The sequence below is a fragment of the Pseudoalteromonas aliena genome (assembly GCF_038155085.1).
GTDB classification, from domain to species: Bacteria; Pseudomonadota; Gammaproteobacteria; order Enterobacterales; family Alteromonadaceae; genus Pseudoalteromonas; species Pseudoalteromonas aliena_A.
In genome coordinates this window covers 1-19,355 of sequence record NZ_JBAKAU010000029.1, presented here as the reverse complement: position 1 = coordinate 19,355, position 19,355 = coordinate 1, and the positions used below count along the sequence as shown (strand labels likewise).

Annotated in this window: 13 protein-coding genes; 1 reads left to right on the top strand and 12 read right to left on the bottom strand. The window is 38.2% G+C overall.

Going from position 1 to position 19,355, the window contains the following annotated elements; translation table 11 throughout:
• Positions 1-73: 73 nt before the first annotated feature.
• The 10 genes from V6260_RS17685 to V6260_RS17640 all read right to left on the bottom strand — a co-directional run bounded on the left by V6260_RS17685 (position 74) and on the right by V6260_RS17640 (position 14,351).
• Positions 74-3,106, bottom strand: a complete 3,033-nt coding sequence (locus V6260_RS17685; protein WP_341595446.1) for a TonB-dependent receptor — start codon at positions 3,104-3,106, stop codon at positions 74-76.
• Between the two features lie 345 nt (positions 3,107-3,451).
• Positions 3,452-4,414 carry a class 1 fructose-bisphosphatase gene (locus V6260_RS17680; RefSeq protein ID WP_341595445.1) on the bottom strand — a complete coding sequence of 321 codons (963 nt, stop codon included), beginning with the start codon at positions 4,412-4,414 and terminating at the stop codon, positions 3,452-3,454.
• Positions 4,414-5,493 carry a class II fructose-bisphosphate aldolase gene (fbaA, locus tag V6260_RS17675; protein WP_341595444.1) on the bottom strand — a complete coding sequence of 360 codons (1,080 nt, stop codon included), beginning with the start codon at positions 5,491-5,493 and terminating at the stop codon, positions 4,414-4,416. The genes V6260_RS17680 and fbaA overlap by 1 nt, the downstream gene beginning before the upstream one ends.
• A gap of 14 nt (positions 5,494-5,507) precedes the next feature.
• The gene (eda, locus tag V6260_RS17670) at positions 5,508-6,125 is read right to left on the bottom strand and encodes a bifunctional 4-hydroxy-2-oxoglutarate aldolase/2-dehydro-3-deoxy-phosphogluconate aldolase (RefSeq protein WP_341595443.1); all 618 of its coding nucleotides are present in this window, start codon (positions 6,123-6,125) and stop codon (positions 5,508-5,510) included.
• Positions 6,126-6,180: 55 nt separating this feature from the next.
• The gene (locus V6260_RS17665; RefSeq protein ID WP_341595442.1) at positions 6,181-7,113 is read right to left on the bottom strand and encodes a sugar kinase; all 933 of its coding nucleotides are present in this window, start codon (positions 7,111-7,113) and stop codon (positions 6,181-6,183) included.
• 73 nt (positions 7,114-7,186) lie between these two features.
• On the bottom strand, positions 7,187-8,494 hold the full coding sequence (locus tag V6260_RS17660) for an MFS transporter (RefSeq protein ID WP_211001742.1): 1,308 nt from the start codon (positions 8,492-8,494) through the stop codon (positions 7,187-7,189).
• Between the two features lie 3 nt (positions 8,495-8,497).
• Positions 8,498-8,842, bottom strand: a complete 345-nt coding sequence (locus V6260_RS17655; RefSeq protein ID WP_024609426.1) for a cupin domain-containing protein — start codon at positions 8,840-8,842, stop codon at positions 8,498-8,500.
• 5 nt (positions 8,843-8,847) lie between these two features.
• On the bottom strand, positions 8,848-11,061 hold the full coding sequence (locus V6260_RS17650; RefSeq protein WP_341595454.1) for a heparinase II/III domain-containing protein: 2,214 nt from the start codon (positions 11,059-11,061) through the stop codon (positions 8,848-8,850).
• Positions 11,062-11,066: 5 nt separating this feature from the next.
• Positions 11,067-13,328 carry a polysaccharide lyase 6 family protein gene (locus V6260_RS17645; RefSeq protein WP_341595441.1) on the bottom strand — a complete coding sequence of 754 codons (2,262 nt, stop codon included), beginning with the start codon at positions 13,326-13,328 and terminating at the stop codon, positions 11,067-11,069.
• A gap of 144 nt (positions 13,329-13,472) precedes the next feature.
• Positions 13,473-14,351, bottom strand: a complete 879-nt coding sequence (locus V6260_RS17640) for an NAD(P)-dependent oxidoreductase (protein WP_211001744.1) — start codon at positions 14,349-14,351, stop codon at positions 13,473-13,475.
• A 608-nt stretch (positions 14,352-14,959) separates the two neighbouring features.
• Here V6260_RS17640 and gloA point away from each other — a divergent pair.
• Positions 14,960-15,361, top strand: a complete 402-nt coding sequence (gene gloA, locus V6260_RS17635) for a lactoylglutathione lyase (protein ID WP_341595440.1) — start codon at positions 14,960-14,962, stop codon at positions 15,359-15,361.
• 281 nt (positions 15,362-15,642) lie between these two features.
• On the opposite strand, the gene V6260_RS17630 is transcribed toward gloA, so the two are convergent.
• Positions 15,643-15,909, bottom strand: coding sequence for a DksA/TraR family C4-type zinc finger protein (locus V6260_RS17630; protein ID WP_341595439.1), 267 nt, complete (start codon positions 15,907-15,909; stop codon positions 15,643-15,645).
• Positions 15,910-16,155: 246 nt separating this feature from the next.
• Positions 16,156-19,023, bottom strand: a complete 2,868-nt coding sequence (locus tag V6260_RS17625) for a pitrilysin family protein (protein ID WP_341595438.1) — start codon at positions 19,021-19,023, stop codon at positions 16,156-16,158.
• Between the last annotated feature and the right edge of the window lie 332 nt (positions 19,024-19,355).

Genomic DNA, 19,355 nt, shown 5'->3' with positions numbered 1-19,355 from the left:
CTAAACTCTTATCTTGAAAAGCAAAAAAGGCGGTTTAACCGCCTTTTAAATTTGCTCTAATGTTTAATCATGATTACAGCTTGTAGCTTAAACCTAAGAATAAGCGTGGGCCGTAGTCATTCACTTCACCTAGGTTGCCTTCAACAAAGAAATCTTGTGATTTAGGTGCGCTGAACAAGTTAATTGCTTCTGCTTTAACTCTGAAGTGCTCATCAATTTTATATGATGCGCGCATTTCCCACACGCCTACGCCATCAACATAACGAAGTCGTGTACCGTTTGTAGTATACGGTTGAAAATACTCGCTGCGATATTTGTAAATAACAGCAGTATCAAATCCACCAATTTGGTAGTAAAGCTGGCTGCTAAATACATGCTTAGAGAAACCAGGTACAGAAGCCGACTCAATAATACCATCAGTTAATTGTGTAGTATTACCATCTACATCAGTTACAAACGTATCGCCGTATAAGCTATCTTGGAACTCAAAGTCGGTATCTGCATAGTTATAACCAAATTTCATACCTATGCCATTATCCCAACGATAAGAAAATGAAGCTTCAAGGCCTAATATCTCACTGTCCTCGTCTGATGTAACAGAGTTGGTGATTGGTAGTGAAACTGTTTCGCCACCAACAGTGAATTCTTCAATTACTGTTTGTTGTTGAAAACCACCGTTGAACTGTTTGTAGTATAGGCTTAACGCTAAGATTGAATCTTCATTAGGGTACCATTCAAACGCAGCGTCGTAGTTCCAAGACATGAGTGGTTGAGTGTCTGGATTACCTGAGCCATTTACACCCACTAATAAATCACTGATTGAAGTTGCAGTGCCTTCTGTATCCTCTTGGAATGTGCGGCTGTAGCCTAAATCAGATGGATCTGCGCGTGACATACCACGGTATATACCAGCTCGAAATAAAATATCTTCACTGTAATCAATAACTAGGTTAAAACTTGGTAAATACTTAGTGTAATCGCCACCGCTTTTTATTTTGTCCAATGAACCATTATCAGATTCAACCAGAGAAAGTACACCGGTGTCGCTTGTTACAATATCAAAGCTATTTCTAAAGCCAATTGACGTTACTTCTGTATCAACAATACGAAGACCAAAGTTACCGCGAATAAACTTACCAAACATTTCAGTATCGTAGTTAGCCATTAAGTACACTGATGTTGTTTTTTCTGTCACGTCAATAGTACCCGCATTTTCATATTCAACTTCTGGATATGAAAAGACACCATCAACATTAGAACCAGCAACAGCTTGTGAGAAACATACGTTGTCGTAAGTAGCCCATGATGAACCTGTACCGCTATCTACAACGTTACCGTCACTATCAATATTTGTTATGATATTGCCATCAGATACACTCGATAAGAATCCTGATTCTGGGAAATCGATTTGACAACCTTGCAATACGTCAATCGCTTCAGCGCTTGAATCTAATGTAAATTCATTTCGTGAACCATTACCTTGGCTACCACCATATTGTAGGAATGTCATTTCAGATGTTCTAATACCACCTTGCACACTGGTGAAAACATTGCCATCTAGGGTATAGTCAAAATCTAATCGTGCCGAGATAACTTCGTTTTCACGAACATTTTCACGGTCAAGTCGTGTTCTTAAGCTATCTGTAAAGTTTGAAATATCTGTTACGTCAAAATCTGTTAGTGTGAAATGGGGGATTTCATCGCCCATATCCCAAGAAAAGAAATTGCGGCCTGATGTTCTACCACGGTTAGATATTTGAAGTTCTTCGCGTTCAGTTTTTGAATACGCTAAATCTAAGTCAACAGTTAATCTATCGTTAACTGTATGTTCTATATTTATGCCGTAACCTTGGTAGTTTTCTTCACGAGAAAATTGCTCACCCGCTGATTCAATACGCTCTTCACCTTCCCAATGTAAAATACCGCCTACATCGTTAGTAACAAGTGTTGGACCTGTAACGTCTGGTGTTGCACGCTTTTGTAAGAAAATTAAATCATGGCGTGCTTCTTTTTGTGTTCTATCAGATACTTGTGCGTCTAAGTTAATATCCCAATCAGCTGAAGGCTGATATTGCAGTGCAAAAAATACTGCATCACGCTCATCAGATGTTTCGTTTTGACGAAAGCTTCGACTACTACCTGTCCAAGCGTAAGGAGTACCGTCACTTACAGCTTTACCAGTTTCTGGATCAATTTCTGTATCGTAGCCTTGGTTTTTACTACCACTAACTTGATCTTCACAGTCGCCTGCACTGCTACGATAAAAACCTTCATTGGTATTATTAGGATCGTTTAAACAGGCCCATAATGAAGAACCTGATGGGCTAGAGCTTCTGTACTCTGCCTCTGGTTGACTAATTTCTTGGCGCTGTACACCAAACGACACACCAATGGCTTGGCCATTATCCAATTCAAACTGATCAACATAACTAAACGTACCACGGTAACCAGCGTCACTTTGAAGTGAGTTATCTACATTACCTTCATCAGGGTTATAGTTTAATTTAACCTCAGCTGATACACGTTGTTTGCCAAAATCAAGTGGAGTAATTGTTTCAAGTGCAATAACACCTGCAACACCGCCTTCAATCATTGAAGCATCTTGCGTTTTATATATCGCTACTTTTTTTACAAGTTCAGAGGGGAACTGTGAAAAGTTAACTGAGCGGTCACCACTACCATTGGTCGCTTCACGACCATTAATGTGAGTCGCACTTAAAAATGGCCCAAGGCCACGAATAGTAATTTCTGTTGCACCTCCGTTTTCACGGTGAGATGCAGCACCTGTAATTGATTCCAGTGCTTCACCGATAGACAGCGCTGGTAAGTCGCCAATATCTTCTGATGAGAGGCCATCAACGACTGTTGTTGCTTCACGTTTAATTGCTATTTGGTCTTGAATTGTTCTACGGGTACCTGTAACGCTGATTATTTCAACGTCTTCTTTTACTTCTGTCGTATTTCCTTGTTCTTCTTGCGCGCTTGCTGTTAATGCGCAAGAGCTAGCCATACCTGCTATAACTGCTGTTCTTACCCATTTTGCAACAGGTCGTAGTGCAAACTGACCTGCTGTAGAGGCTTTATTATCTTGTGACTTCAACGACATGTGAATTCTCCGCTGGTTGTTGTTGTGTGATTGTAGTGTGTTAGCTTGTTATTCTTATGTTTATTTTATGTATCTTCCAGCGTTAATATACTTAAAGGCAGCATAATGATCAACCAATTAAACCTAAAAACATTACCAAAAATTAGACCAATCACCAAGGTAGCGCATTACCACAATGTCAGACCCATTTGATGGCAATGGTAAATAATGGCTAAATCAAATAAAACCACACAGTGATAGTTTAATAAGCCTGATAGATACTAGGGGTAAGTTTGGTAGGTTGCTTAAAGATAAAGTAGAGGATGTATTCACACCCCTACTTTATTTCTTATACATTAAGTCGATTTATGAAATGGCGCTATTATAAAACTCTACAAGCTCATTTGAGCCCATAGCAACAGGCACACGCTGGTGCAAGCTAGTTGGCGGAATATCTAAGATTCGCATTTCTCTAGAGGTTGCTTTACCACCTGCATTTTCAACTAAAAGTGCTAACGGATTTGCTTCATAAAGCAATCTTATTTTTCCGTTATCGTTACCGATACGTTTATCTTGCGGATACAAAAATAAACCACCACGGCATAAAATACGATGAACGTCCCCTACCATCGCTGCATTCCAACGGATTGAGCTTTTTTCGAAATTTTCACAGGTGTATAGTAATTTATCGAAATACACTTGTGTAGGTTCGTCCCAATAACGATAGTTAGCCATATTAACGGCAAATTCACGACTTTGCTCTGGCACACTCAACTGCTTATTTGTCAGAAGATAACCGCCGTGTGTTGAGTCTAATGTATAACAACGTGTTGGGCCGCCAGTGCTCATTACAAGTAATGACGATGGGCCATATAAAACATAGCCAGCACAAACTTGGTTAGTACCTGGCTGATTAAATTGCTCATCACTGTCATAGGCAACATCATCTCGCGCTGGGTAAATTGTAAATATGGTACCTATTTGGCCATTCACATCAATATTTGATGAACCATCGAGAGGGTCAAAAGCAACTATAAATTTACCATCAGGGTGGGCCCCTACTACATGATCCTCTTCTTCCGATGCTACAGACTTGACTAATGTGTCATCTATTAATATATCTTTCAAAAGTTGATTAGCAATTACATCTAATTTCTTTTGTACTTCACCTTGGACATTTTCGTTTAGCGTTGAACCTAAAACGCCAGCCAATTCGCCTTGGCTTACTCTAAAAGCAATTTCTTTTGATGTCGCTAAAATAGTACGTATGAGTAAAATAAGGTCGGTTTCTACACCGTCTTCTTTAAGAACTGTATTTAATCTTTTCATTAATTGTACCTATTTACACAATTAAGATCGGTAAAGCATTGTTCGAGTCTTGTGACCATACTTTGCTCAGAGTGACGAAGCCATACACGCGGATCGTAGTATTTTTTGTTTGGCTTATCATCGCCATCAGGATTACCAATCTGCCCATGTAGATAAGCTTGCTTATCTTTGTAGTAATCTAAAATACCATTCCAACACGCCCATTGCGTATCAGTGTCGATATTCATTTTTACTACGCCATAAGTTAATGATTCTGCAATTTTACTGTATTCAGAACCACTACCACCATGAAACACAAAGTTAATTGAATTATTAGGCAGGTTGAACTTATCTGATACGTAAGCTTGAGAATCTTTTAAAATACTTGGCGTTAGTACAACATTGCCAGGCTTGTACACACCATGAACATTGCCAAACGATGCGGCAATAATAAAGTTAGGGCTAATTTTACTTAATCGCTCATAAGCGAAAGCAACATCTTCGGGTTGCGTATATAAGGCCGAGCTATCTAGGTGAGAGTTATCAACACCATCTTCTTCACCGCCAGTACACCCTAACTCTATCTCAAGCGTCATTCCAATTTTAGCCATACGTGCAAGGTAGCGCTCACATATTTCTATATTTTCCTCAAGAGATTCTTCAGAAAGATCGATCATGTGTGAACTAAATAGCGGCTTACCAGTTAATTCAAAGTGTCTTTCACCTTCATCAAGTAAACCATCTATCCAAGGTAACAATTTTTTAGCTGCATGATCGGTATGCAGCATTACGGGTACCTCGTAATGTGCTGCAACAGCATGAATATAGCGAGCAGCGCTCACAGCACCAAGCACAGCAGCTTGCTGATCTGGCAACACTAAGCCTTTACCACAAAAAAATTGCGCACCACCATTTGATAATTGAATGATGACTGGCGAGCTCATTTTCTTGGCTGCTTCTAAGGTTGCGTTAACCGAAGTTGTACTTACAACATTAACGGCAGGTAAAGCATATTGGTTAGCGCGTGCATGCTCATATACAGCACTTACTTCGTCACCAACTATTACGCCAGGCAGTATTGCCGGGGCTAAATGTTCCATTGTTAGATTCCTTCTTACTTTATAGCTTCAATACACGAGCCAGTAATTGCTTGCCAGTTTTGCTCTTTAACCCACTCTTTCTTCGCGACCCATGTTCCACCTACTGCAAACACGTTGCTTAAAGATAGGTAATCCATCTTATTCTTCTCGCTTACGCCACCCGTTGGACAAAAACTAACTTCTCTAAAAACGCTGGATACAGCAGAAACAAATGGCGCACCACCGGCAAGCGATGCAGGGAATAACTTCTGCTCTTTAAAGCCATATTCAAGCGCCATTAAAATATCACCTGTGTTTGATACACCAGGTAAAACAGGCACGTTACACTTTGTAAGTGCACTTAAAAGTTTAGGAGATACTGCTGGAGTTACAATAAAATCAGAACCCGCATCTATAGCTTGCTGTAAAATAGTTTCGTTAATAACTGTTCCTGCGCCAACTTTAAGCTCAGGCACTTGCTCTTTTATTGCTTTTAAAGCATCTAAAGATGCTTCTGTTCTAAGCACAACTTCTACTAATGTAAGGCCTGCATCTGCCATTGCTTTAGCAATTTGTACACCCTGCTCTGGCGTATCAGCTTGAATTATAGGTAGCAGTGTTTGCCCTGACATAAGTTCAGAAAAGCTAGTCATAACGTTGTTCCTTTATTTTAAGTAGTGCGGCCGAGGTAAGCGGCCTATAAATTTATTAAATGCCAGCTTTAGCCATTGCAAGCTGAAAAATATCTTTTGGAGCAATTGCGCCAGGCTGTTGAATAACAGTCCCTGCTGCTTTAGCACCAAGCTGTACTGCATCAGCAATAGATTTGCCAGATAAACGAGCGCCTAAATAAACGCCATTAAAAGCATCCCCTGCTGATGTTGTATCAACAACATTAGTAACAGGTATTATTGTGTGACTTTGAAGTGTGTTGTCTAATTGGGTAATAACCGATTCAGGGCCATTTTTAACGATAATTTCGTCTATGTTATATATTTTTAAATATTCAATAACGTCCTCAACACTGTGAACATCGTAAAGGGTTGTTAAATCTTCAACGCCTGGCAGCGTTACATCAGCAAGACCAAATGCTAGGTCGTACTGCGTTTTAGTCTCATCAACACTATTCCACAAACGAGCGCGGTAATTAGGATCAAATACTATTTTTACGCCTGCAGTTTTTAATTGCTTTACTACATGCCAAAAATCTTCACGCGCATTTTCATCAATTACAGCAAGTGAAATGCCTGAAAAGAAAAACATATCACCTTGTGAAAGCTGTTTCACAACGTCTGTATTTAAAAAACTAACTACTTTTTTAGCTGCAGAATCGCTGCGCCAATAAATAAAGCTGCGCTCGCCAAAAGCATCTGTTTCTATGTAGTACATACCCGGTACTTTGCTTTCGTGAGCAAATACAAACTGAGTATCTAGTTGTTCACTTTCAAAGCGCTCTAACATTTTTTTACTTAAGTTGTCTTGGCCTAAAGCAGTAACAACGGATGTTGCTACCTCAGGAAAGCAACGCTTCAAATACACGGCAGAATTATAAACATCGCCTGCAAATGATTGGTGTAACGTCGCAGCGCTCATTGCTCTTAGCTCCACCATACACTCACCCATAAAGTAAATATTTTTCATTTTGGGAAATTATCCTTTGTAATAAACTGCTATGCGTAAGCACTGTTGTGTAGGCATAGCAGTTACTTTCAGATTAATCAGGCTTTTTTAGAGGTTCAATTTTTGGAATAAGAATCCAAACAGCTGCCATAGCAATAATGGCAAGCGATGCACCAATAATAAATGCAGGCGCATAATTACCGTCAGCAGTTAATATTGGTACTAAAGATGTAAGGCCCACTGCACCTAGCTTAGCCGCCATGCCAGAAAAACCAGACAACGTACCTACTGCTTTTTTACCTAATAAGTCACTTGGTAAGGTTTGTACGTTACCAATTGCCGTTTGAAAGCCAAATAAAATAACAGCCATAATAATTACTGCAGTTGTTGGTCCACCAGGGTTTGCCATTGCTAATAATGAAGGCAACATAATTAAACAACCAAGCGTAATAGTAAGCTTACGTGTTTTATCTGTGTTCCAACCTGCTTTTAAGCGGTTCTGCGCCAATAAACCACCAAACCATGCGCCAAACATTGCGCCTACGTAAGGTACCCAGCCGTATATACCTATAGATTTAACATCCATTGCATATACTTCATTTAGATAAATTGGAATCCAAAAAACGAATAACCACCAAATAGGGTCAATTGCTGCAGAGGCAATAATTACACCCCAACTTTGCTTACGAGAAAGTAGCTCACCAGTAGATGGGTTATATTCTTCACCTTCATCATTTGTAACATCACCATTGTCATCAACACGACGTTGGCCTGTTAAAATGTACTCACGCTCTTCAGCTGATATCCAAGGATGTGAACCTGGTGGTGCTTTAACCAAAATAATCCATGGAACTAACCATAAAAAGCCCAATGCACCCACAAATACAAACACCATTTGCCAGCTAAAATATACTGTTAGATAAGCAATTAACGGTATTGCGATAATGCCACCAATAGCAGCACCTGAGTTAAAGATACCTTGTGCAAGCGCACGCTCTTTTGTAGGGAACCACTCAGCATTACCTTTAGCTGCGCCCGGCCAGTTACCGGCTTCGGCTACACCTAAGATTGCGCGGAAAATACTTAAGCTTAAAACACCTTGTGCAAAAGCATGAGCAATAGTCGCTAACGACCACACACCAATCGACAACACAAAACCTAAGCGGGTACCCACCCAGTCAAATATTTTACCGAATATGGCTTGACCAAATGCATAAGCAAACACAAACACAATCGATATATTTGCGTAAATTTGTTTACGTTCTAATGCCGACTCATCAGGAAACATTTCTTCTACAATATCGGGCCATAGAACACTAAGTGCTTGACGATCGATGTAGTTAATAATGGTAGCAAGTGCAATTAGCACTATAACCCACCAGCGTAAGCCTTGAATTTTCATAGGTTAATCCTCAAGAAAGTCTTCACGCGCCGGGCTAAAGGTATCAATTAAAATACCGCCAGTTGGGCAAGTAGCACCATGATCTGCAAATGGTGGAATTAGGCAGCTATCACCTGGTTTTAAAATTTTAGTTACGCCGTCAATATTAAAGTGAAACTCACCTTCAACTACGTAAGTTACTTGAGAGTGTCTGTGAGCATGGTTATAACCAATAGCTCCTTTTTCAAACCAAATTTTAACAGCCATTAATTCTTCGTTATAACCAAGCATTTGGCGTTTTAGGCCATTTCCTAAGTCTTCAATTTCGGTTTCGTTACCAAATGAAAAATGTGCGCTTTGCTTTTGCATCCTGTTTACTCCTGAGTATTCTTCAACACATAAACGCCAAGACGGCCATTTAAGGTGAATGCTTTATTTTGAAATGTGAAAGTGTTTTTAGCTGAGCTTTGTGACTTGTTAATTGCAACTAAATAAGGCGTATCTTTTATGTTTAGTTCAACAAGTACTACGTCACCTTGTGTGCTGTATTTTAAATCTGAAACACGGCTAACAGCTTCTAATGTATATTCTTTACTTGGATTGTACTCACCGTGTGGCTCTAGCACCGATACAAATGTATGTTGCTTTTGTTTTTCTACACGACGTACAAAACCGTTTTCATTACGTAAATTAAAGTGAGGGTCATTTGCGCCTATTTGAGTAAATAGAAATGACTCATCACCGTTAACTAGACTTGTTTGCGTATAAAAGCGGCCATTGTCATTTAACCATGTCACCTTTGCTAACCCCTTTTCAGGCGTAGCCTGTCCTTTTAACCATAGGTGTTGATAACCGTTGCTTTCACCCAGTGCTTTTAACTGTTTTGTATTAGCACGTAAACCAAAGTTAGTATCAATCAACTGCCCTTTATAGTGTAAAGGCAAATCAAATTGATGCGTTTTGTTTGCATCTACATCAAACACATCCAATGCTACAGTGCTTTCTAGTTCTGGTAAGTTAACAAGTGCTAAAGTACGCTCTAATTCAACGCCTTTGTAAGCTGTGCTTATTGCACCGCTTGCAACAGTGCCAAACTGATTCGTTTCAAAAAAGTTCAGTGTAGGATAGTTGTTATTTCCTACCTCTACATTGGCATTAAAGTGAGATTTTTCATCTACGACAACGGTGTTGTGCGCAACAGTATGTTTAGCGTAGGTTTCGTTCTCTGGAAGATAACGGCCCCCATACTTAGCTTCTACATTTAAAAAGCGTGCTGCGCCGTAATCAGAGACGATTTCGTTACCATGGTCGTAAAACTGCCATGTAAGCTTATCAAAGTGACCATGACCTAAACCTTGTGCAGCAGGTTTAAACAAAAGTGCTTGATCGCCACCTACCTCAGTACGCATAACAACTAAAGCGCCCTGCTTCCCATCGTTACCGTCGCCAAAGGCAACAGATTTGAACATGTATGGCGTTTCTTTTTTGTTATCGAGCGCTTGAGCAACCTTTAAACCGTCTCCCGTAAGAACGACTTGATCTTGATACTTAGCAATGTCCAGGTAACCTGCATCGTTAGTTAAACCATACGCAGCGGTAACACCTTGCACTAATTCAATCGTATCAATACCTTTACTTTTTATGGCGTCGTTAATTGGGAAGAACAAACCGTTATAACTAAGCTGAATAGTAGTATCTATTGCTTTTAGTAAGATCCCATCGCGGTAATCAAAGATCTTTCTTTGCGGCTCGTTGTTTTCAATTGCTTTTGCAAAAGTAACAAACGGCAATAAGGCAAAGCGCTGATAGTAAGGCCCTTCATTATAGTAACCCTGAGGCGAGAACAGCATTTCTAGCTGCTTAACAAATCCGCCTTTGCCAGATTTGTTTAAATCATAAAGTGATTTTTCTACCCATTCAGGTTCATCTAACACATAACCTGCCATACCCACACCCGCAGTCGCCCAGGTACCATGGTTATGCACTTTATTAAATGTTGAAGGCTGACCAACTGACGTAAACAATGAAACAGGACGTAATAAATCGTCTTCTATTACTTTTTTATTTTCATCACTTAGAGTGTCATGAATTAAGTCATATGCTTGAATGGTGTATACAAGCCACATTGCTTCATTTAAGCTTTGCCAAAAAAACTTACCTGGATTTTGAGAATTCATTTTACGCTTTGGGTGTAACTCTAGCGTAGGGTAAAGCTCAGCGTATTCAAGCAACATATCGCGCACATAATTTGCGTATTTTTCATCTTGGCTTAATTGATAAATCACACCTGCGCTGTACATAAGTTGATAATTTTTTTTGTGTCGCTCATGGGTGTAGCCCCCGCCACCATCTTTTGGCACCGGTACGGTAATTGGCTGTGCCATTTGCTCATCAACTTGCGCTTTTAACGTGTTATAAGCGAGTGCAAACTTTCCATTTTCATGTGAGCTGATAGCTTGGCGCATCAACTTTACATCGTCGGTTGTAATAACTAAATTAGGGTGCGCTGCATGTGCTCCTAAAGATAAAAGTAAGGTCGCTGCTAAAGACGCGATTTTGAAACTTTTTAGACGTTTAAGTACTTTCATCATTATTACCCCGCCTTCTTGTTTGTCGTTTTATTGTTTTTTATAATCGCTGTGTGCGGGCCTTTTACTCTAAGTTCTTTAACACTTGGAGATTTTGTAGCATTAAATGTATTGTTTAATATCTGTGTTTTAGGTTCACCCACAGTATGCTCTACGACTATTGGAGCCGATTCAACAAACTGATTGTCACTGATGTTGGTAACTTGAACGCCGTGAACATACACGCTCGCTTGCTCTTTATTACGCTTACCAAGGCCTACGTTGTTTAGTGTGTTATTGCTCATTTGAAGGTGTGGGCCAAACGTACTCTCGTCACTACCACCACGATAAAGCTTAAGTAAAGCGCCATCCACGTTGTTAAATGTATTATTTTTTACAATTACGTATTCAGCGTTATAAATACCTAAGTCTTCAATTTCGGTATTAAGGCTAATTACATTGCCTGTTACGTTATCGAATGTATTGCTTGTTAGCACAACTTCATCAGCCATCGCACCTTTGCCAGTAACAAAAAAGTGAAACGAGTGATTAATATCTAAATGAGTGATTTTAGAGTTATGCATTTCAAAGCGGTAGTTTTCAATCATGCCCCACTTTTTAGTACGCACAACACTGTTATTAATAGCATCTGGTGCATTTTCACCCGAAATACTAAGCCCATCGAGCTTTAAGCTTCCACCGTCGTGAATTTCAAATAATGTAGAGCGCTGAAAAGTAAGCTTTGCTTGGCCTACATTTTTAGCTTTTAAAGTAAGTACTTTATTTATTTGAACAAGCTTTGATACATCATACTGGCCATTCTCAAGCTCTAAAGTATCGCCTGATTGAGCGCTTTCAATCGCTTTTAACAAGGCATTTGCATCAGCTTTTACAGTATGCGTTTTTCCTGAATCAAATTTAACTAAGGCAGGTACTTTTGGATACCAGCTCACACCTGTATCTTCTTTTTTAAGTACTTTTAAGTCTCGTTTTGCACCCACTTTAATCTTAGTAGATTCAGGATAAAGCAAACCATTGCTCGCTTTAGTTAACGCTACAGTTTGTGTTTTTACACCATAAGCTAACTCATCAAGTACTTTAGTGTTTGCAACGTTATTACTAAAAGCAATACCACTTACATCATCAAATGTAGTAAACGGCTGCTGCTCATTTTGATTAATAATGAGGTTGTTTTTCATTACGCTATTTTTAGGAGCAGCACTGCGTTCAGCGTCACTGCCGGCAGCAAGTTGTATGTGCTGAACATTTACAAATGTATTATTTTCAATGGTTGCGTTTTCTACTTGGTGATAACGGTTTATCGATGAATTTGGTACACCGTTCATTACTGTAAAACCACTACCAAAACGGTACCCCGTTAAACCTTGTAAATAGTTATTTTTAACAGTTTGGCCTTTATTAATAACGCGAATACCACCGGTGTGATCTACCCCATTACCAAAGAAAATGTTTTCTTCAATAAGGTTACCGTTACCATGTCGAAGCGTTAACGTACCGCGCGCTTCAAAAAATACGTTATTACGAATAATATTTTTGCCAGACTTGACTGAAATAATTTCTACTTCACCATTAGTACGTTCAAAATAATTGTTCTCTACTAATGTGTGTGAATCAGTTAATGAGTAATGACTGGTGCCAATGCGAAGTGTTTCGCCACCATTTGAGCCAAATGTAGGGCGGTAACCGAAAAAGTTATTATTGATTTTGTGGTAATTTTTCTGGCTTTGCTCTGTATTTAAACGAACTGCAACAGTCACCCCTTTATTACGCTTACCGACTAAATGACTGTGATCAAACTGGTTATGCTGACCATATAGCGCAACCCAGTAATCTGACTCGCGTTTGTCTGGATTATTGTAATTATCGATTACGACTTCAGTTACACGTGAGTTATAGGCTAATTGGTTTTTATCTTTACGAAATTCAATAACGGCAGAACTTGGCGTGTAGCCATTTTTGAATACTAAACCCGAAACCTCTAAATATTTACCGGCAAGTCTTAGATTTGATTGTCCAGATAAAATTACTTTGCCGTTTGTTTCTGCGGTTAATAAAATAGGAGAGTTTTTAGTACCTTGGCCTTCAAGTAGGATTTCGAAGTCAGACCATGTACCATTTTTAAGGATTACTTTGTCGCCAGCGACTAAGTTAGAAGATATATCACTGAAAGCTTGCTTATCATCTACAAAATAATCTTTGGCTGTTAATTGTGTAGATATACAACCAATGAGAACTAAGCTTAGCTTTATTGTGTTAGTAAAACGCATAGTTAACTCTTTATATTGTGACTCGAATTAGGCTCTATGAATATTTAAATATGTTTTTTGTACAAAGCAGACTAAATCTCGTCAATCGATAGTGTGTGTGTGGGCGCTTAAACTAAATAGTTAAGCGCCATATATGAGTCTTTATTACTTATTTAATTGTTTAAAGTAATCAAAGATCTCTGGTACGTTGCCTTGACCCATGCCTGCATCAAATGCGGCTTGTAGGTTAGCTGATGAACCTTCAGCAATTTTTGATTCAGTACCTAAGTCTTCAACCATTTGAAGGAAGTAACCTAAATCTTTGTTCGCATTAGCAATAGAAAAACCAAGGTCACTAACATCGTCAACCGCATAGTTTTTACAAAATTGCATGAATGGTGAGTTTGAAGGACCAGTAGACATAATGTCGAAAAGTTGCTGACGATCCACGCCCGCACGATCAGCTACTGCAAAAGCTTGTGACATTGCACATACCGTTGTCATACCCATAAAGTTATTGATTAACTTAGTAGTATGACCTGCACCTAGCTCACCAAGGTGAAATACGTTCTCGCCTTGATCTTCAAGTACTGGTTTAACTTTATTAAATGTATCAATATCGCCCGCAGCCATGATGTTTAATAGACCATCTTTAGCGTGTGCAGGAGTACGACCTAGAGGAGCATCAATCATGCCTGCACCTTTAGCTGCTAAATCAGCGCCAATCTTTTTAGTAGATGATGGAATAGAAGTACCAAAATCAACTAATACTGCGCCTTCTTTAATACCAGCTAAGATACCGTCTTCTGCGTATACAATTTTTTCAACAACAGCTGATGTTGTTAGACAAAACATAACAATATCTGAAGCTTCAGCCAGCTCTTTTGCAGTGCTTGCTGTTTTTGCGCCTCTAGCAACACATGCTGCAACCGCATCTTTGCTAAGGTCCATAACAATTAGCTCATAGCCTTTGTTTTGTAAATTTTCGGCCATATTGCCGCCCATTAAGCCTAAGCCGATGAAACCGATGACAGGTTTTGACATGAATAACTCCTAAATATGTTGGCGCATACTTTTATGATTACGAGTAAAAGTTACTCTATAAATAAATACGCTGTGTCTTTTGTTTCAATTTGTAGAGTAAATTTTAGCTTGAGTTATTTTATTAATTAACCTGTGCAAAAATGTAACTCTGATTAATTACCAATACATTGTATTCACTCAAACCAAGCAACTTACCAATTGGTATGCAAAAACTGTATTACCATACACATTTTTTGTCAACCAATAAGTTAACCAAGCAAATATCATATTTTTACAAATTACATAAAAATAAAACAAAAAACCAATAAAAATAAATAGATACATATCAGCAGTGTAATTAAGATAAGGTTAACTTTTGTTGAACAGTCTGTAACTTTTTTACACTAATAGGTTGACCAATAATTGAGTACTGGTTATTTAAGTATGTAAAATTTAATAAAATGATTCATTGGTTGGTAATTTATAAAGGTCGTACTCAAAATGTTTTAAACGCACTCTCATATTAAGGTTGTGATTTATATGTGATGCCTACATATATGGCTAATATATATAAAAGCGCTTAGGTAAAAACACCCTTAACTTTGAATAAATAACTAAAGGAATTAAAAATGCGTTTATTACATACTATGTTGCGCGTAGCCGATTTGGATAAATCAATTGCTTTTTATACTGAGATATTAGGTATGAAAGAATTACGCAGAGCTGATAATAGTGAATACAGGTACACTCTTGCCTTTGTTGGATATGGCGACGAAGCAGATAACACAGTATTAGAGCTAACTTATAATTGGGACGAAGATAGCTACGACCTTGGTAATGGATATGGTCATATTGCTATTGAGTTTGATGATATTTACAAAGCATGTGCAGATATTAAAGCCGCTGGTTGTAATGTAAGCCGTGAACCAGGCCCTGTAAAAGGCGGTACTACAGAAATTGCTTTTGTAAAAGATCCTGATGGCTATGCAATTGAGTTAATTCAGAAAAAAGAAGACATGAGTAAATTTTAAATTACTTAACAACTAATTCAAGTAATAACAATTTGCTTAATGCCAATCTGCTTATATATGGGGTCTATTTAACGTTAAGAAAATTACGCTAGAACTAGGCAAAATTTTTGTATCTAGTTGTTCTAAATAAAAGTTTTTAACGACGTTATAGTGCAATTTAATTCGTTAAATTGATCAAAGACTTATGCTGGTTGGTATAACTATTAAGGGCTTAATTTTATATATTGTTCGAATGTTTATGCAGATTGGTATTAAATAAAAAGGTGCTTTTGGGCACCTTTTTAACGCAACTGACTATCTTTACTACCACGCCTATTAAACGATTTAGCGCTAGCACCATTACCTTCTATTACAGCTTGGCATGCAACACAGTAGCGCACTCCTGGTAGCGCGAGCCTCCGTGCTTGCGGGATTTCTTCATCGCACTCGTCACATAGCTCAGCACTTGCACCAGATATTAAATTGCTTCTTGCATACTGTACGGCGTCATTAACACTTGCATCAATTTGATCTTGAATTGCACCGTCTCGTGCCCATCCACTTGCCATAAACCCTCCTAATAAAGTTGGATGTTTAAATTTATGCTACCAAATTGAATCTTTATAACTACTGAATAATAAAACTAAGAATGTGATGTTCTTAAAGGCTTAAGCTACAAAATTATATTTTATATTTAAAGAAAGACGCTGTGGTTGCTCCTTGAAATCTACTTTCAAAAATATCAACACTCTAAAATCAGGCAAAAAAAAGCAGCTAAAAAAGCTGCTTTGTAATTCTAATTATTTATTTAAATATTAAAGACTGTAATCAACAACCTTCATGCCTAATTTTTCAAGTTCTGGGCGAAGTGTTTTAGCATCACCCACTACTAAATAAATCATATCTTTAGTGTTTAAGTGTTTTTTAGCTAAGGCGTTAACTTCTTCTTTGCTAATATTGCTAACAATCTCATTTCTTTCTTTTACAAAGCTAGGTTTTAAATCGAACTCTAATATTTGTGCTAAAAAGCCAAGTTTTGCATTAGGCGTTTCGTATTTAAGCGCATCTTTTTGATTGATGGCTTTACGCATAAACATAAGCTCTTCGTCAGTGACACCGTTTTGAGCATAATTATTAAGCTCATTAGTAAACTCTGTAATAGACGCAGCAGTAGAGTCGGCTCTCACAGCAGCAGAGGCTGTAAAGCCACCTGATGTTTTATCACCCCAAAAACGAGAGCGAGCACCGTAAGTGTAGCCTTTATCTTCTCGTAAATTTAGATTGATACGGCTGTTAAAAGTGCCACCAAGTGCAAAGTTCATTAAATTAGCTTTAAAAAACTCACCTGTAATATCCTCAACTATATCGCGTTTACCAATACGAATTTCTGACTGAGGAGCATCTGGTTTATCAACCAAATAAATGACATTAGTTTCGACTTTAGGTTCACTGAAATCAACGGTAACTGGGCTCGATTTACCTTGCCAGTTTGCAAGTGTAGCTTTAACCTTTGGCTCAATTGTTGACTCTTTTAAATCAGAAACAATAATGACTTGCGCGCCCTGTGGTTTAAAGTTTGCGTCATAAAAAGCTTTAATGTCATCTGATGTAATAGCCTCAATACTATTAAGCGTTCCAGTACTTGGAAGTGCAGCTATATTGTCGCCATATAGTAATTTGCTGTATGTATTAGATGCTAAATACCCTGCATCCTTCATTGAGTGTTGAATGTTTTGAATGATTTGCTTTTTATTACGCTCAAAGTCATCGGCATTAAATGCTGGTTTAAATAACTTCTCTTCAACAAGTTTTAGCGTTGCGTCTACATTTTTGGTTAAGCTAGAAACATACACATTTGTATGTGTTTTATCTGAGTAGATACTTACCTGGCTACCCAGTTTTTCGAGCGCGTTACTCATTTGCTCTGTAGTGTAGTTTTGTGTTGACTCGCTCATTAACGATGCAGTCATTGACGATAAACCCACTTTACTAGCTTGCTCATTATACAAGCCACCCGGAACTTTAATGAAAATAGCGGTGGTTGGCGTTTCAGTACTTTGCGTACCTAATATTTTAATACCGTTTTCGGTCTTAGTTTGCCAAAGAGTAGGAACATCAACAGCAGGATTTACGCCGGCCACTGGGTGAACACTTCGATCAAATGTATCAATAGCTCTTCGTGCCATTAAATCATCAGCTGAAGTTGTAGATGGACCTCCAAAATCATGTACTTTAGGAGTAAAGTTGTCTGGGGCAGCTATAAGTTGAGTTTGGCCTTCTGGCACAACACTCATAATAACGGCAGATTTACCTTTAATATATTGATTAAAAACACGCATAACATCTGCTTTTGTAACTTTGTTATAACGTGCAATCTCATCTTTAGCTGAGTTTGGGTTACCTGTAAACGTTTCAGACGCGGCTAGTTGAGATACTTTTCCTGATACGCTTTGTAAACCAAAAATTGCACCTGACTCTATTTTAGCTTTTACTTTATCTAAATCATCTTGTGTGACACCGCGCTTTTCAAACTCAGTAAATGAATCACGTACAATTTTTTCCATATCAGCTAACGTCTTTCCTGATGTGGGGTTTGGTAAAGCATAAATACTAATTGAGCATGCTAACTCTTGGCATGGATGATTTGCACTTGCTTGAACTGCAAGTTGAGTTTTTACTAAATTTTTATAAAGTAATGAGTTATTGCCACCACCTAAAATTTCAGCAAGTATATCAAGAGGTGCTTCATCTTCAGAGCGAGCATAAGTTGTTGGAAAACTCATACTTAATAAAGGTAAATGAACTTTATCTTCCATCGATATATATCTATCGGCATCTAAGGTTACAGCTGTTTTTTTAACTTTAGGTATTTCAGGGCCTTTTGGAATTGGCGCAAAGTATTTAGTAACTAATGGCAATATATCATTTGCATTAATATCGCCACCAATTGTAAGCGTAGCATTATTTGGCCCGTACCATTTTAAAAAGAATGCTTTTAAATCGTTTACATTTACGCGATTAAGATCATCCATAAAACCAATTACAGGCCATGAATATGGATGACCATCTGGATACATCGCTTGAGCAACACGCTCACCTAAACGACCATAAGGGCGATTATCAACACGTTGGCCACGTTCATTTTTTACTGTTTCGCGTTGTACTTCAAATTTTTCTTGGGTTACAGCATCGAGTAAAAAGCCCATTCGGTCAGCTTCTAGCCATAACATCTTTTCTAATTGATTTACAGGTACTGTTTCAAAATAATTTGTTCTATCTGAGTTAGTAGTACCATTTAAGGTACCGCCTGCTTCAGATATTATTTTAAAATGTTCCTCATCAGCAACATTTTCTGAGCCTTGGAACATCATATGCTCAAAAAAATGAGCGAAGCCTGACTTACCCAACTCCTCGCGAGCAGAACCAACGTGGTACGTTACATCAACGTGTACTAAGGGATCTGAATGATCCTCATGTACAATTACAGTTAAACCGTTATCTAGTTTATATTTTTTATACGGTATGTTGATTTCACCTGCATTAGATTTCACTGTTTCAATAAGCGTAACGCCAGGAATTGATGTTTCTGTAACAATATTTTTATCAACGGCGTGAGTTGAGCTATTACATGCAGCTAACCCTGATGCAAGTAAAACAGCAAGTGCAATTTTTGTGAGTTTCATTTTTTAGTCCATATTTAAATTAACTCAATGAGTTTAAAGACTAATTAAAAGTACAACAAGGAATATGGAGTGATTACAGGCTTGGTTTTGTAACAAAGTGTAAATAGATTGATATAAAATTAAATGTAAAATGAGGGTGTTAATTTGTTGTTTTATTCTAATAACACTGCACTTCACTATCTAAATAGTAAATGACATCGCCAAGAGATTGATACTCTTGATAACATCGTGAAAAAAGAGTGTTATCTCACACTGCTTTTTACAATACTATAAATAGTAAGTGGCGTCCCCAAGGGGATTCGAACCCCTGTTACCGCCGTGAAAGGGCGGTG